The sequence below is a fragment of the Pantoea osteomyelitidis genome, from assembly GCF_044342975.1.
Classification (GTDB): Bacteria; Pseudomonadota; Gammaproteobacteria; order Enterobacterales; family Enterobacteriaceae; genus Pantoea; species Pantoea osteomyelitidis.
In genome coordinates this window covers 1,014,979-1,028,888 of the sequence record NZ_JBGFSN010000004.1, presented here as the reverse complement: position 1 = coordinate 1,028,888, position 13,910 = coordinate 1,014,979, and the positions used below count along the sequence as shown (strand labels likewise).

17 protein-coding genes are annotated in these 13,910 nt (G+C 53.3%); 3 read left to right on the top strand and 14 right to left on the bottom strand.

The features are described from left to right. Positions 1-120: 120 nt before the first annotated feature. From ABU178_RS09985 to ABU178_RS09965, 5 genes are all read right to left on the bottom strand, one after another. Entirely contained in the window at positions 121-1,422 is a 1,302-nt protein-coding gene (locus ABU178_RS09985) for a PQQ-dependent sugar dehydrogenase (protein WP_397214341.1), read from the bottom strand. After that, on the bottom strand, positions 1,419-1,859 hold the full coding sequence (locus ABU178_RS09980; RefSeq protein WP_397214339.1) for a DUF2231 domain-containing protein: 441 nt from the start codon (positions 1,857-1,859) through the stop codon (positions 1,419-1,421). Before ABU178_RS09980 ends, ABU178_RS09985 begins: the two co-directional genes overlap by 4 nt. Positions 1,860-1,974: 115 nt before the next feature. Further along, entirely contained in the window at positions 1,975-2,805 is an 831-nt protein-coding gene (locus tag ABU178_RS09975; protein ID WP_397214337.1) for an MBL fold metallo-hydrolase, read from the bottom strand. 56 nt (positions 2,806-2,861) lie between these two features. Next, positions 2,862-3,746 (bottom strand): manganese catalase family protein, encoded by an 885-nt coding sequence (locus tag ABU178_RS09970; protein WP_397214335.1) that lies wholly within the window; start codon positions 3,744-3,746, stop codon positions 2,862-2,864. Positions 3,747-4,133: 387 nt separating this feature from the next. Beyond that, positions 4,134-4,772, bottom strand: a complete 639-nt coding sequence (locus ABU178_RS09965) for an RpiB/LacA/LacB family sugar-phosphate isomerase (protein ID WP_397214333.1) — start codon at positions 4,770-4,772, stop codon at positions 4,134-4,136. A gap of 142 nt (positions 4,773-4,914) precedes the next feature. On the opposite strand from ABU178_RS09965, the gene ABU178_RS09960 reads away from it, so the two are divergent. After that, positions 4,915-5,244, top strand: coding sequence for a cupin domain-containing protein (locus ABU178_RS09960; RefSeq protein WP_397214331.1), 330 nt, complete (start codon positions 4,915-4,917; stop codon positions 5,242-5,244). Between the two features lie 6 nt (positions 5,245-5,250). Here the strand turns inward: ABU178_RS09960 and ABU178_RS09955 are convergent, their stop codons facing one another. The 8 genes from ABU178_RS09955 to ABU178_RS09920 form a co-directional block, all read right to left on the bottom strand. Beyond that, positions 5,251-5,700 (bottom strand): thiol-disulfide oxidoreductase DCC family protein, encoded by a 450-nt coding sequence (locus ABU178_RS09955; RefSeq protein WP_397214330.1) that lies wholly within the window; start codon positions 5,698-5,700, stop codon positions 5,251-5,253. Continuing rightward, a complete protein-coding gene (locus ABU178_RS09950; RefSeq protein ID WP_397215772.1) occupies positions 5,651-6,298 on the bottom strand; it encodes an AAA family ATPase in 648 nt (215 codons plus the stop codon). The genes ABU178_RS09955 and ABU178_RS09950 overlap by 50 nt, the downstream gene beginning before the upstream one ends. A 2-nt stretch (positions 6,299-6,300) precedes the next feature. Further along, entirely contained in the window at positions 6,301-6,738 is a 438-nt protein-coding gene (locus ABU178_RS09945) for a PTS sugar transporter subunit IIA (RefSeq protein ID WP_397214328.1), read from the bottom strand. A gap of 9 nt (positions 6,739-6,747) precedes the next feature. Then, positions 6,748-7,017 (bottom strand): hypothetical protein, encoded by a 270-nt coding sequence (locus ABU178_RS09940; RefSeq protein WP_397214326.1) that lies wholly within the window; start codon positions 7,015-7,017, stop codon positions 6,748-6,750. A 61-nt stretch (positions 7,018-7,078) separates the two neighbouring features. Then, complete coding sequence (locus ABU178_RS09935) at positions 7,079-7,921, bottom strand: ketose-bisphosphate aldolase (protein WP_397214324.1); 843 nt, start codon at positions 7,919-7,921, stop codon at positions 7,079-7,081. After that, on the bottom strand, positions 7,908-9,275 hold the full coding sequence (locus ABU178_RS09930; protein ID WP_397214322.1) for a PTS sugar transporter subunit IIC: 1,368 nt from the start codon (positions 9,273-9,275) through the stop codon (positions 7,908-7,910). The genes ABU178_RS09935 and ABU178_RS09930 overlap by 14 nt, the downstream gene beginning before the upstream one ends. Further along, on the bottom strand, positions 9,268-9,582 hold the full coding sequence (locus ABU178_RS09925; protein ID WP_397214320.1) for a PTS sugar transporter subunit IIB: 315 nt from the start codon (positions 9,580-9,582) through the stop codon (positions 9,268-9,270). Before ABU178_RS09925 ends, ABU178_RS09930 begins: the two co-directional genes overlap by 8 nt. Before the next feature lie 10 nt (positions 9,583-9,592). Beyond that, entirely contained in the window at positions 9,593-10,573 is a 981-nt protein-coding gene (locus tag ABU178_RS09920; protein WP_397215770.1) for a 6-phosphofructokinase, read from the bottom strand. A gap of 466 nt (positions 10,574-11,039) precedes the next feature. On the opposite strand from ABU178_RS09920, the gene dld reads away from it, so the two are divergent. Both dld and ABU178_RS09910 read left to right on the top strand, forming a co-directional pair. Beyond that, on the top strand, positions 11,040-12,734 hold the full coding sequence (gene dld, locus ABU178_RS09915; RefSeq protein ID WP_397214318.1) for a D-lactate dehydrogenase: 1,695 nt from the start codon (positions 11,040-11,042) through the stop codon (positions 12,732-12,734). 287 nt (positions 12,735-13,021) lie between these two features. Next, entirely contained in the window at positions 13,022-13,225 is a 204-nt protein-coding gene (locus ABU178_RS09910; RefSeq protein WP_397214316.1) for a DUF378 domain-containing protein, read from the top strand. Between the two features lie 65 nt (positions 13,226-13,290). Here the strand turns inward: ABU178_RS09910 and ABU178_RS09905 are convergent, their stop codons facing one another. Continuing rightward, positions 13,291-13,866, bottom strand: a complete 576-nt coding sequence (locus tag ABU178_RS09905; protein WP_397215768.1) for a YceI family protein — start codon at positions 13,864-13,866, stop codon at positions 13,291-13,293. Positions 13,867-13,910 lie beyond the last annotated feature (44 nt).

Genomic DNA, 13,910 nt, shown 5'->3' with positions numbered 1-13,910 from the left:
AAAGGTGAGGAATGCTGAGCATCCCTGTTCTGCCAACGGTTACCACCCGATGGCCGGACGCAAAATAAAAGGATTTGGCGCAGGCCAAATCCTTTTTTTATTCTCAACTGCATTGACGCGTTACTCTACTGCGCTGATGCGCCAGACAATATTACCGGCATCGTCGGCAACAATAACGCCGCCCTGCTTATCCATCGCCAGGCCCACCGGTAAGCCATGCACCTGTTTTTGGTCATCGCTCAGGAAGCCGGTTATCACCGGTTGCGGCAGTCCTGTCGGCTGACCGTTTTCAAATTTCACCCACACCACCTGATAACCGTTGAGCGGCGAGCGGTTCCAGCTGCCATGCTCGCTGATAAAGGCGCCGCCGCGATATTGCGGCATGTTATCACCGGTGTAGAACAGCAGGCCCAGCGGCGCGACGTGCGAGCTGATGGCATAATCAGGCTTTATCGCCTTTTGCACCAGGTCAGGACGCTGCGGCTGCGCACGCTCGTCCACATGCTGGCCGTAGTAGCTGTAAGGCCAGCCGTAGAAACCATTTTCCTGCACAGAGGTGAAATAGTCCGGCACCAGGTCGGAGCCAATCTCATCGCGCTCGTTGACGATCGCCCAGAGCTTGCCGCTCTGCGGTTCCCATTGCATTCCGGTGGGGTTACGTAGCCCGCTGGCATAGATGCGGCTCGCCCCGCTGGCGGTATCCACTTCTAAAATCGCCGCGCGCCGGTATTCGGCGCCAATGCCGTTTTCCGTGATATTACTGTTGGAGCCAATTCCCACGTAGAGCTTGCTGCCGTCCGGGCTGGCCAGCAGCGATTTGGTCCAGTGATGGTTTATCGGACCGCCCGGTAAATCGGCTACCTCTACGCCCGGCGTACGGATTTCCGTTTCGCCCTGCTGATAGGGAAATTTTACCAGACTGTCTGCGTTGGCGACGTAAAGGGTATTGCCAATGAGTTGCATACCGAAGGGCGAATGGAGATTTTCAATGAAGATGTGTTTTTCCCATTTACCGTTAACGTTCCGCAGCAGCGTAATACGATTCCCCCCGGTTCCGCCTTTGCCCGATGACTTTTGCACCAGCCCCATGATCAGCTGCTTCGGCTGATTCTTAGTGCCAGACGGGGCATTCGCCTCGGCAACCAGCACATCATTATTCGGCAGCACATAAACCTGGCGCGGATGCATCAGGCCTTCAGCAATTTTCTCGATTTTCAGTCCGTTCGCGACTTTTGGCATCTCGCCTGCTTTCCACGGCACGCCTTCAGGCACCTGCATCGGTGGCATAAAGAAATTTTTCGCCTGCGTCAGCTCAGGATTTGCCCCCATCTGCTTCTGCGGATCGAGTTGCGCGCTGTTATCACAGCCAGCCAGCAAGACGGTCAGCGCCACGGCGATCAACGCACGGTTAGGATTTTTCATTTGGCTTCTCCATACGCAGCGTGTTGACGTAACGCGAGCTGGACATTGCCCAGCAGCAGCAGCACCACTACCAGCGTCGAGAGGATTACGCCCATCGGCACCACCGCATAGGCATCGCGGCTATGGACAAAGGCATTGAGAATCGCCAGCAGAATTGCCAGCAGGTTCAGCCAGAAGTGGATTTTGATCGGGGAGCCTTGCGAATAGCTGTGCCCTATCCACACCTGCACCAGATTGATCAGGCGCGGAATAATGGCGATCAGCAGACCGATAACAATCAGCCAGCTGGCAGCATGCGTCCACATCAAAGCGAAACTTTTGAGGTAAATAATATCGAAAATCCAGGCGGCGACAAAAAAGCCGAGAGGAACAGGATTGAATAATTCATACAGCGCCACGGCGATGGCCGAGTTTCCTGAACGAGTATCTTTTTTCATTTCCGTCTCCAGAGGTCATCCAACAGACTGCGACGGCGGACCATTGCCGTGTCAGTTTTGTAAGGTGCCCGTAAAGATTAGTTAAAATGACGGAAAAGCTGACAGAAAGTTATCGTCAAGGGTTCAGGCGTAGCTGATCCAGCTCGCGCGCGTCATGGCTGCAAAACATCGTCAGGTTGGCTGAATTATTCAGCGACAGTTCGCGCAGGCGCTGTTGATTATGCTGCCAGGCCACGGTATCGCTACGCATCAGCCACTGATAAAAACGCAGTCCGGGAGTGCAATGGCGCTGCGCCTGATGCATCTCACCCCGGTAGAACCAGGCGTCGCCGCCATGCAGCATCCAGCCATCGCCGTGACGAATTGCTACGCCCGCATGGCCCAGGGTGTGGCCCGGCAGAGGCACCAGCAAAATCTCATCGCTGAGATCGTCAATGGCGCGCACCGCATTGAAGCCGAGCCAGCTTTCCCCTTCCGACGGATAGCCGCGCCAGCCGTTGTCGCTGTTCCACTGCTGGGGGCGGTAGCGCTGACGCCGCAACCAGCCCTGCTGGGCGGTAGCCGTGTCCAGCTCTTTTTGCAGCAGATGAATGCGCGCATGAGGAAAATCGGTAATGCCGCCCGCGTGATCGAAATCGAGATGGGTTAGCACGATATGGCGCACATCTTCGGGACGAAAGCCCAGCGCCTGAATCTGTTTTATCGCAGTCAGCGATTCATCGTGGCGAATATTGTTCATAAAACGAAAGAAGCCAGAGAGCCGCTCTGCGGGTCGTTGCATATCCTGCAGGCCGAATCCGGTATCGACCAGCACCAGGCCATGACGATCCGTTTCAAGCAGCAAACAGTGGCAGGCGAGATGGGCCAGCGCCCCTTTGCTGAAGCCATCGTACAGGGCGCCGCCAACGGGACACATACAGCCGCAGTTGAGATGATGAATACGCAAATCGCCTCCTTTCACTGCCAGGGAAACGTGCCTGCCGGAGACAGGCACGTCAGGACTCAGGCTTTCGGCACCGGTTTGGCGTCGCCAGCACCGAGATCCGCGCCGGTCACCGGATCGACGGTAGGATCGGACTGGGTACGGATAGCCATGTTTTCTACGTTAGTGTTCTGGCTGTCCGGCAGCGTGACTTTCGCCATGCCGTCGCCGCCATCCACCGCCGGTTGCGGATCGGAAACATAGTTGAAGTTTTCATCCGAATTCCAGCTGCCGCGGATTTCACCGCCCTCGGACATGTTGTAGTAGTTATGGGCATACTGTTCGATCGGCGGCAGTTTGCCCGGCGGGAAGTTGTTACGGATGGAATAGAGCGCTTTTTCAAAGGAGATCTGATGAGCCACTTCGCGCGTCATCAGGAAGCCCAGCGCATCTTTCACGCCCGGATCGTCGGTCAGGTTAATCAGTCGCTCATAGATAATTTTTGCGCGCGCCTCGGCGGCGATATTGGAACGCAAATCGGCGGTGACTTCGCCGATGGTATCGACATACGCCGCTGTCCAGGGCACGCCAGCCGAGTTGGTCAGCGCCGGGCCGCCGCCATACAGCAGCGCCGTGGTATGACTGCCGTTGCCGCCGCTGGTCAGCGAACGGTAAAGGTCCGCTTCTTTCTCAACGCCCTCAGCCAGATCCCCTTTCGCGCCTTTGTTGAGCATGCCGACCAGCGTACCGATGATCTCCAGATGGCTCAGCTCTTCGGTAGCGATATCGAGCAGCATATCTTTACGGCCCGGATCTTCATCCCCTAAACCCTGGGTAAAGTAGCGGCAGGCAGCGGCCAGTTCGCCCTGTGGTCCGCCAAACTGTTCCAGTAATAAATTGGCTAAGCCAGGGTTTGGCGCATCAACGCGCACGGTATATTGCATTTGTTTGACATGACGAAACATATAGCTCTCCAGTATCAAAAAATAAAAAGCTGATAGCTTTCATGCTAATGAAAACCGATATTTCAGCGAAAACATCTTTAATAAAGAACATATTAATTTATTGGAAAGAATTCGGGGTTTTGCAACAAGCGCGACGTGACCTTGATCAAGATGCTGTCATATACATGATTAACTTATTGTATTTTAATGATTTTTAAAATGATGAGATTTTGTAAAAGTAAACCAAGCGGCGGATTTGGCGGAGCAGCTTATTTGGTTATGTCAGACGAAATTAACGCAGCGGCAAACACAGTCGCAGACTGTGATTATTTATTCAGGCAGTAAGAAATAGCTGGCCGTATTATGTCTGCGACCAGCTTTATTTGATCAGGAAAATCTCAAATTTATTCAGGCGGTCAGCTGGCGCACAAAACTGATAATTTCCTCATTCTGCCCATGTTCAAACAGGCAGTGCTGAAGGCGCGGACCGCTGACGGCAGTACGCACCAGTTCCGCATCGATAGCACGCAGCGTGTCGAGATAGTTTTCTTTGATTACCGCCGCCTTGACCTGATTGAGCAGACCGGCGTTACGTACCTGTGGCGCTTTGCGCTCAGGCGGGTAACCCTCTCCTTTTGCACCGCTGAACGCTTTTTCAAAAATAAAGCGCAGGTTCAGTTCCGCACCCCAGCCGAAGCCTTTGGCAAACGGCAGCGACAGCGCATTGCCATTATTGATCTGGGCAAAAAGGTAAGCATCGGCAGGATCGATACAGTAGCCGCAGACCACGCCGGGGTGAATATTCAGCGACATCAGCGCGCCCTGCCCGGTACCGCAGCCAGCAATCACGAAATCCACCGCTTTGCTGTTCAGCAGCACGCTGGCCATGATGCCAAGGTGAATATAGGTAAGATGGTGATCCTGATCGTCGCTCATGCCGACGTTAAAAACCTGGTGGCCCAGCGGTTGTGCCACGCTTTCCAACTCCTTCAGCACCACTGCATTCTTCGCCGCCTGGCTGTTTTCCATCATTAACGCAATTTTCATGATCTTCCTTTCAGATTTAAATGAAACACCGTTTCATTTTATCCAAAAGCGGCTACATTGCATGAGGTAATTGCGCGTCATGCTGTGAAACAAATCACATAACGGCGACGTTATCCATAATCATGAATCCTGAGGCAGCAATATGTTTATTTATAAGTCCCAAACGCAGCTGGAAGATTTAGGCAACGGCGTAACGCGTCGCATTCTGGCCCACGGCGGCGGCATGATGGCGGTTGAGGTGAATTTTGAGCAGAACGCCCAGGGTCCGCTGCATCATCATCCCCATGAGCAGCTGACCTATGTGCTTTACGGCCGCTTTGCATTCACCATTGATGGCGTGACACAAGAGGTCAGCGCCGGAGACACGCTCTATAAAGCGCCCAACGTGGTGCATGGCTGCGTCTGCCTGGAAGCCGGGACGCTGCTGGATACCTTTACGCCCCAGCGCGAAGATTTCCTGTCCGCAGAGTAAGGCGATTCAGGTGGAATGAGAGGGCTGTTCCTCATCCTCAAGAAAACGACCGGGGTAGTCGGGTTTGATATGCTGCTGGCTGTCGTAGCGACCAAACAGGCGGTAGCGATTCAGCGCGATGCGGTCATAACAGAAGTTGCTGACCGCATCGGGGAAAAAGCGCAGCACGCTGAGCGCGCGCCACGGCTGCGGCACCTGACGCATCACGCGAAAAATCGCCTGCGCCCGTTTCCAGACCTGGCCATCGGCGATCAGCACAATGGTGCTGACATTATCCTCCGGCATATCGGCCCAGCGCAGCAGCGCTTTGCCCTTTTCGCTCTGCACGGCGGCAAAACGGACCTGGCGCGCCACATGATGACGCAGTAAAAAATGAACCCAGCCGTTGCAGAGACGGCAGGTGCCATCATAAAGCACCGCCGCCTCGCCGGGTTGCAGATAAGGAGGTTGACTCATCGCTTGTCCCATCCCTGTGCAAAGATAAAGCATAAGTGTAGTCGCCCTGACCCAGATGGCGCAGCAGCCAGCGACAAAGCGTCTCTTCATCCGTTTCGCCGCTGGCATCGACTTCCAGCAGCGGCCCGAGTGCCATCGGCGTGGCCTGTTCCGCCAGCCGCCGCAGTTCCGGCAGATACTCCGCGCCGGGATGCCCGGCGAGACGCTGCGTCAGGCGCGCCTGATAGCGGCTGACCGCCTCGTCAGGCGTAATCGCCAGCCACACTTCCAGCACCCGCTCCACCCCTGCGTCGCGCAATCCCTGCTCCAGCACCGCCCTGGGTTGAAAGCCAAACCAGGCATCGATAACAAACACGCTGCTCTGCGGTGCCTGCCCCACGATGCGCCAGATCGCCTGATAGGCGGCGCAGCCGAGCTGGCGATTCAGCTGGCGATCTACCGGGGCAAAGGCGGCCATAAAAGGTTCTTTCAGGCTATCCAGCGTCAGCACCGGAAAGCCGAAGCGATTGGCGATAATGCGCGTCAGCGTGCTTTTGCCCGAAGCGGGAATGCCATTCACCAGGATGACGCTTTTCTCCTGGCACGGCTTATTCAGCATATTCATAAGATCGCCATCACCTCCGCCGGGTTGCAGGCCTGACGCAGACGCGCCAGCGTCTCATCGCTCTCGAGCAGCTCCACGATGGCGCGAATGCCCTCTTCGATATGCGCATTGCTGTCGCACGCGCCAAACAGGATAACAATGTCCGCCTTATCGCTGCCCTGGAAAGAGATCGGCTCCGCCAGCAATACCATACTGAAACAGTTTTTCAGCACGCCGCTCTCCGGGCGCGCATGGGGAATGGCAATTCCCTCTTCAAAAACGTAATAAGCGCCATGTTCCAGCGTATTGGCAATCACGGCATCGGCATAGGTGGATTGCAAATAGCCGCCCAGTACCAGCGGCTGCGCGGCCAGCGTAATGACCTGCTGCCACTCCGTTGCCTGAATACCTACCTGAATGGCGTCGGCTTCCATTAATAACTGTTTTATTGACATCACAGTTCCTCAGATATTTTTACGGATGGTATTGCGCAGATCGTCAATTTTCACAAACAGCGGATCGATCTCATTACGCCAGCCGCGGCTTTTGGCAAATAGGGTTAACGCTCGGTTATATTCCAGCATTAATTGCTTTTGCGTCTCGCTATCGCGTGGATTGTTATTCAGAGCGGTTTCCATTTCGCTTATTTTTTGCGAAATCGCTTGCGCCTGAAGATCATATTCATTTTCCGCCTGGCGCTTATTTTCTGCACTTTTTTTCAGAAATCCAAACATAGCGTCTCCTGCCCCGAACGGGGTCGGGGCTTATCAGATGGTGAATTAACGGGCGCGCCGGTTAACGAAACAGCTGAATTTTTTCCACTAACACATCAGTGACCGCATCGTTGGCAGGCACCAGAAAATTACGCACGCTGTCGTTCACTTTGCCTTTTTCAAAGGTCTGCTTGCACTGGTTCACCCACTGCACATTCATTTCCGTACCGACGTTAACCTTGTCGATACCGCTGCGCACCGCCAGTCGCATATCTTCGTCGCTGACGCCGGTGCCGCCGTGCAGCACCAGCGGGATGTGCGTCGCCTCGGTGATCTCCGCCAGACGCTGATGCTGAATCTGCGCTTTACCGGTATAAAGACCATGCACGGTGCCGATGGAGATCGCCAGCATGTCCACGCCGGTGGCGTCCACAAAGCGCTTCGCATCTTCCACGGTAGTAAATGAAATATCTTCCAGCGCCACCGCTTTGCCATCTTCCGAGCCGCCAATTGCGCCCAGCTCCGCCTCTACCGACACATTCAGCGGCCGCGCCATATCAATCACTCTGCGGGTGTTGGCGATATTCTCCTCCATATCGAGATGCGAGCCGTCATACATCACCGAACTGAATCCCGCTTCAATGGCGGTCTGAATGGCGGCCAGATCGGAACAGTGATCCAGATGCAAACAGGTCGGGACATTTTTACTTTCCGCCAGCGAGCGAATCGCATCCACCAGCAGTTTATGTCCGAGATATTTTGCCGTGCCGGTCGAAATCTGAATCATTAATGGGCTGTTGGTTTTCTCTGCCGCTTTGAAATAGGCGGGCAACATCTCCAGACAGTGCAGATTAAAGGATCCCAACGCTTTAAATTCCCGTTGTTTTGCCACCTGTAACAGCTCGGTGAAATTATAAAGTTTCATGGACTTTTTCCTCATGGGGCCGGGTCGATTTACCATTAACGAACCAGGCGATTAACGTGATAAAGGCAATAAAGAGCGCGACGAACAGCCAGTTATTCTGGAAGGCGTGACCCAGCACCAGCCCGGTACTGATAACATCAGAATCGCTGAAGGTGACGCCGGTAAATCCATAGCTCTCCAGCATGGGCACCAGGATGGCAGGCAGCAGGGTAATAAACAGACCATGCACGATGCCGCCGATGATAGCGCCGCGTCGTCCGCCCAGCGCGTTGCCGAACACCCCCGCCGTACCGCCGGCGAAAAAATTGGTCAGCAGCCCCGGCAGAATCATCGCCAGACCAAACATCGGAAAGACGATCATGCCGATTACCGAACCAAGCGTGGTGGCAAGAAAGCCGACAATTACGGCGTTGGGCGCGTAGGGAAACAGCACCGGGCAATCAAGCGCGGGCTTAGCGTCCGGCACAATGCGCATGGCGATACCGCGAAACGCCGGAACCAGTTCATTCAGCAGCAGGCGTACGCCGCTGTAGAGCACGAACACGCCGGCAACAAACTGCATTGCCTGCATAAAGGCGTACATCAGGTAGTTCATGCCGTTGCTGTATTGAGCGATAAAGGCGGGACCTGCCGCCACCGCCGGGATCAGGTACATCGGCACCATCACCACCGCCATCGCCAGATAGGTATCCTGCAGAAACTTGAAGTTGTCCGGCAGCTTGAGATCTTCCGTGGAACGCGATCCTTTCCCTACCACTTTCGCCACCGCAGCCTGAACCAGATAGCCGATGGTGCAGAAATGGCCAAGCGCCACGTCGTCCGAGTCGGTAATGCGTCGCACCACCGGCTGCGCCAGCGCAGGCATGACTACCGCCATGATGCCGCCGAAAATGCCGCCGGTAAGGATCAGCGGTAAGCCGGTCAGCCCCGCTTTATACCCAATCACCGTGCCAATGGTCGCCATCCACAGCAGCGCCTGACCGGTGAGAAAGATATATTTGAACGGCGTGATGCGGGCGATAATGATATTGACGATAAAGATCACCAGCAGCGTCAACGCCACTTCCGACCCCAGTTCGCGGTTAGCTAATCCGGCAATGGCGGCGACGTCGGTGATATAACCCTGCATGCCGAAACCGTGGGTAAAAATGGTATTCAGGAACGTTAAGGTGCCGACAATAATATTAATGCCGGCCATCATAATCAGGAATCCCAGCAGGGTTTTAAAGGTGCCTTCCACCACCTTCCCCGTGGATTTCTTTTGCAGCAGCAGACCTACCAGGGCAATACAGGCGATCAGAATCGATGCCTGTCCCAGTAAATCTTTCACCAGAAAATTGATCACACTATTCATAGTTGGCAACCTTTAAATTACGCTCTTTCATAAACGCTACGATTTTTTGCTCAATTTCCGCTTTATCGGTCAGCTTGTTGAGAATAATCACCCGCTTCATCTCTTCCGGGCTGGCGTCGGCATTTAGCACATCGGCAAAGGCTTTTTGCGTCAGGATCATGTCTGACTTAAAAGCATTCGCTTCGGAAATGGTGGTGTGATCGATATCCGCTTCAATCTCCAGTTTTTTTAATACCGCCTTTGCGCTCATTTCAATGGCAAAGCTGGAACCCAGACCACATCCGCAGACACAAAGTATTTTCAGCATGGTTATCTCCTCACAGAATATTAAGTTGTCTGGCGAGTTTGTAATGCGCGCCTTCGGTATCGACCAGACGTTTTTTTATGCTCATCAAATCAATTGGAATGGGCTTGTTGCTGCCATTAATAATTACCGCTTTATTACGCATTCCGGACTGAATACAACGTACAACTTCACTGGCCATGATGGTGCCCTGAAAAATCTCTTCGCAGGTAGGCTCGCCATTACGCAGGCCGTAACCGATGATGGTTTTACGAATACGCACTCCGATCAGCGGCTCCAGCTGTTTAATTAAGGTATCGATAGCGCCCTGAAATCCCGGCGAATATTCGCGCGTATAGCCTTCCGAGCAGAGAATAATCACGCTGTTCTGCTCGCTCAGGCGCTGCGTAATACGCGCCGCCAGTTCCTGAGCAGCAATCTGATATTCGGGGATTAGCGCAAAATCGGCATTGGATTTAATCGCGGACTGTAACGTCAACTCACCGCAATAACCGCCCAGCAGCTCAACCATAAAAACGCGCCCGGTCAACGCCCGGCCAGTATTACGCAGCTTTGCCACCTCTTTTAGAACTTGTTCGCAGGCGGTAGAAAAACCAATGGTGTAGTCGCTGCCGCTGACGTCATTATCAATCGTCATGCCGACGCCAAAACAGTTCACGCCAAATTCGCTCAGGATATGCAGAAATTGCAGCGATCCGTCGCCGCCAGCCATAATTAATACATCAATACGCAGCGATTTTAATTGTCTGGCAATGGTTTCATATTCGCTGCGTACCAATTTTCTCTGGGTTCTTCCTGACTGAATCACCGGAATGGCGGCAATAGCGTAATCCACTAAATCGCGCTGGCTAACCTCCTGATGACGATTCTCCAGCAGGCCCGGAATACCGCCGTTAAATAACACCATTTCCGCCTGCGCCAGTCGCGCGATCTGGAAAATAAAATTATTTATACCGGTGACGTCGCCACCGCTGATTACCATTCCGATTCTCATCATCAAATATCCTTAATCACGGGCTGCTGATAATCATTGTTACGTTCGTATCGGCTTATATTTGCAGGAGAGATCACAAAACTGACATGGATTAGATCGCGGATGGCATTGACAGAGGGTTAGATACGCCAAATTTTGCGATCTTAATCACAAAAATACGCATAATGGTTTTTTCTATTTATAGTTAAATATCAGCAGGTTAAAAGGGCTTTTTACTTTGTCTGTTTCTGATTTCTTTTCACAGTACGGCGCTTTTTTCCTGTTAATACAGAAATGTGACTATCACCTCATTTTTATTGGTCGCCAGGCAATGACCGCAAAAAATAACCTCGGTGTTATCCACAAAAATATAAAGGGAATAAAAGAATTTGCACCATGAAGGTAATTCCGCATCCAGAGCGATTGACTTTGCTTATGTGAAACCTGTCCAATAATGCGGCACTGAAACCACCTCAGAAGAGAACAGATGACTTCCCCGCAGGATATGATTAGCCAGCTGAAAAATGTGGTTGGCGCTAAACAGCTTTTAACTCATCAGGATGACAAAGCCTGGTATACCAAAGGTTTTCGCGTAGGCCGTGGCGATGCGCTGGCCGTTGTCCTGCCGCAAACCCTGCTTCAGCTCTGGCAGATCATGCAGATCTGCGTGGCCTGCGACGCTATCATACTTATGCAGGCGTCGAATACCGGCGTCACCGGCGGCTCGACTCCTGACGGCAACGATTACGATCGCGATGTGGTGATTGTCAGCACTCGCCAGCTCAAGGGCGTGCAGGTAATCGACGATGCGCGTCAGGTTATCGCCTTTCCCGGCACCACGCTCACCGAACTGGAGCAGACGCTGCAACCGCTGGGGCGCGAGCCTCACTCGGTTATCGGCTCCTCCTGCATCGGCGCTTCAGTGGTGGGCGGAATTTGTAATAATTCCGGCGGCTCGCTGATTCGACGTGGCCCCGCCTTTACGGAAAAATCGCTGTTTGCCCGTATTCATCCTGACGGCAGGCTGGAGATGGTGAATCATCTGGGGATTGCGCTGGGCGATGCGCCGGAAGAGATGTTGCGTCGGCTGGAGCAGCGCGACTACACCACCGGCGATCATGCGCAGTGGGCGGGAAAAATCTGGGCAGATGATTACGCCAGCCAACTGCGCGACGTGACGGCGGACAGCCCGTCGCGCTACAACGGCGATGTACGTTATCTGCATGACAGCGCAGGCTGCGCCGGTAAGGTCGTGGTATTCGCCGTGCGTCTGCCGACCTTCGAGGCGAGCCAGCAAACCAATACTTTCTATATCGGCACCGATGATGAGCAGGAGCTGGTAGCGCTGCGCCGGTTTCTGCTGGAGAAAATGCAGGAGCTGCCGTTGCAGGCGGAATATATCCACCGCAACGCCTTTGATTTAACCGTGCGCTATGCCAAACATATGTATCTGGCGATCCGCAAGCTGGGCCCGCAGGCGTTGCCGACGCTGATGGCGAATAAGGCGAAGTGGGACGTGCGCGTCAGCCATCTGAAATTTTTACCGCGTAACTTCGTCGATAAGCTGCTGCAATTTTTTAATCAGATCACGCCGCGCTTTATCGCCTCACGCATCCTGGATTACCACAAACGTTTTGAGCACCATCTGATGATCAAGGTGGAAGCGCATCAGACAGCGGAGCTGAACCAGCTGCTGGGTGAGTTTTTCCACCAGCGGCGCGGCGACTTTTTCCTGTGCGATGCGCGCGAAGCGGCAGATGCCTTTCTGGTGCGTTTCGGCGTGGGCGGCTGCACCATCTCTTACTGCGACTATCTGGGCTACTTGCCGGACGAACGTCTGGTGGCGTTTGACGTTGCGCTACGTCGAAATGATACCGAATGGCGTCTGATCCTGCCGCCGCATCTGGCCCAGCAGGTGCAGATCGACTCCTGCTGCGGTCATTTCTTCTGTTTCGTTAACCATCAGGATTACATACTGAAGCCGGGTGTGGATGCGAAACAGTTCAAGCAGGCGGTTATCGCTTACCTGGAGCAGCGCGGCGCGAAATATCCCGCAGAACACAATGTCGGCCATCTTTATCACGCCTCCTGCGAGCATGAGCAGCACTGGCGGCAGCTGGACCCTACCAACAGCTGTAATCCCGGCATTGGTAAAACCAGTAAAAAGAAATTCTGGGCCTGAGTTTATCGGGGCGATAATTTTGCCCCATCTTGTTTTATTATTTTATAAAGCGCAGCGTAAATAAACTGCCATTGCGTATTGCATTATTTTGCTTGTCAACTAGCTGAAATAAAAATGCTTTTCCCGTCACGATCTGTTTTTAATAAATTTGCGCTTTATCAGGCGCGCTTCTACGCTTTTTCTGAACGCAGAAATAATAGTGAATTCGTTTTATTCGTTCCGAAATTTTTAACAGACAATCTATGGCCTGAACCTGCAAAAACCCATGTTCCTGACAGGAGAAGTTTATGAAAACTCTTGATGTGGTTGCACTTGTTCTGCTGATTGTTGGTGGTCTGAACTGGCTGCTGGTAGGACTGTTTCAGTTCGATCTGGTGGCGGCCATTTTTGGCGGTCAGGCGGCAATACTTTCCCGCATTATCTATATTGTCGTTGGCCTCTGCGCGCTTTACTGCATTACTTTCTTTGCCAAACTGCGCGTGCACCGCTGATTTAGTTTAAGCCGATAAAATCCGCGCCTTTCATGACGCGGATTTTTTATTACGCTTCTGCGCCGTTATTTGGCGTAGGCTTCGGTAGAAATGGTCAGCGTGATGTCATCGCTCACCGCCGGAACATATTTATCCAGCTTAAAGTCAGAACGTTTAATGGTGCCGGTAGCGTCAAACCCGATCGCCTGCTTTTTCACCATCGGGTGCTCGCCCTGCTGGTTCAGCGTGGCATGCAGCGTAACCGGTTTGGTGATCCCTTTCAGCGTCAGGTTCCCTTCAACATCAAACTTGTTGTCGCCTTTGCTGACGACGCGGGTGCTGTGAAAGGTCGCGGAAGGATATTTCGCGACGTCAAAATATTCTGCGCCTTTAAACTCTTTGGTCAGCGCCGCAACGTGGCTGTCAATCTGAGTAACAGGCAGCTTCACGTCAACTTTTGACTGCTCAGGATGATCTTTATCAAACACCAGCGTGCCGGTAGTGTTGGCAATGTCCGCGGTCGGATGAGAAAAACCAAAATGGGTCCAGGTCACGATCACGGAGGTATGCTCCGGATTGAGCTGGTATTGCATCGCAGCCGCCTGGGTTAACGGTGCATACAGAGCAGCAGCAGCCAACAGCGGCAGTGCCAGGCGTTTCATTTTTTTCACAGTAATTTCCTCTCACGATGTAATAACCCGCTGAG

Coding starts and splice junctions, on each gene's coding strand:
- ABU178_RS09985 (WP_397214341.1), bottom strand. CDS start 1,422: ATGAAAAATCCTAACCGTGCGTTGATCGCCGTGGCGCTGACCGTCTTG.
- ABU178_RS09980 (WP_397214339.1), bottom strand. CDS start 1,859: ATGAAAAAAGATACTCGTTCAGGAAACTCGGCCATCGCCGTGGCGCTG.
- ABU178_RS09970 (WP_397214335.1), bottom strand. CDS start 3,746: ATGTTTCGTCATGTCAAACAAATGCAATATACCGTGCGCGTTGATGCG.
- ABU178_RS09965 (WP_397214333.1), bottom strand. CDS start 4,772: ATGAAAATTGCGTTAATGATGGAAAACAGCCAGGCGGCGAAGAATGCA.
- ABU178_RS09960 (WP_397214331.1), top strand. CDS start 4,915: ATGTTTATTTATAAGTCCCAAACGCAGCTGGAAGATTTAGGCAACGGC.
- ABU178_RS09955 (WP_397214330.1), bottom strand. CDS start 5,700: ATGAGTCAACCTCCTTATCTGCAACCCGGCGAGGCGGCGGTGCTTTAT.
- ABU178_RS09950 (WP_397215772.1), bottom strand. CDS start 6,298: ATGCTGAATAAGCCGTGCCAGGAGAAAAGCGTCATCCTGGTGAATGGC.
- ABU178_RS09945 (WP_397214328.1), bottom strand. CDS start 6,738: ATGTCAATAAAACAGTTATTAATGGAAGCCGACGCCATTCAGGTAGGT.
- ABU178_RS09940 (WP_397214326.1), bottom strand. CDS start 7,017: ATGTTTGGATTTCTGAAAAAAAGTGCAGAAAATAAGCGCCAGGCGGAA.
- ABU178_RS09935 (WP_397214324.1), bottom strand. CDS start 7,921: ATGAAACTTTATAATTTCACCGAGCTGTTACAGGTGGCAAAACAACGG.
- ABU178_RS09930 (WP_397214322.1), bottom strand. CDS start 9,275: ATGAATAGTGTGATCAATTTTCTGGTGAAAGATTTACTGGGACAGGCA.
- ABU178_RS09925 (WP_397214320.1), bottom strand. CDS start 9,582: ATGCTGAAAATACTTTGTGTCTGCGGATGTGGTCTGGGTTCCAGCTTT.
- ABU178_RS09920 (WP_397215770.1), bottom strand. CDS start 10,573: ATGAGAATCGGAATGGTAATCAGCGGTGGCGACGTCACCGGTATAAAT.
- dld (WP_397214318.1), top strand. CDS start 11,040: ATGACTTCCCCGCAGGATATGATTAGCCAGCTGAAAAATGTGGTTGGC.
- ABU178_RS09910 (WP_397214316.1), top strand. CDS start 13,022: ATGAAAACTCTTGATGTGGTTGCACTTGTTCTGCTGATTGTTGGTGGT.
- ABU178_RS09905 (WP_397215768.1), bottom strand. CDS start 13,866: ATGAAACGCCTGGCACTGCCGCTGTTGGCTGCTGCTGCTCTGTATGCA.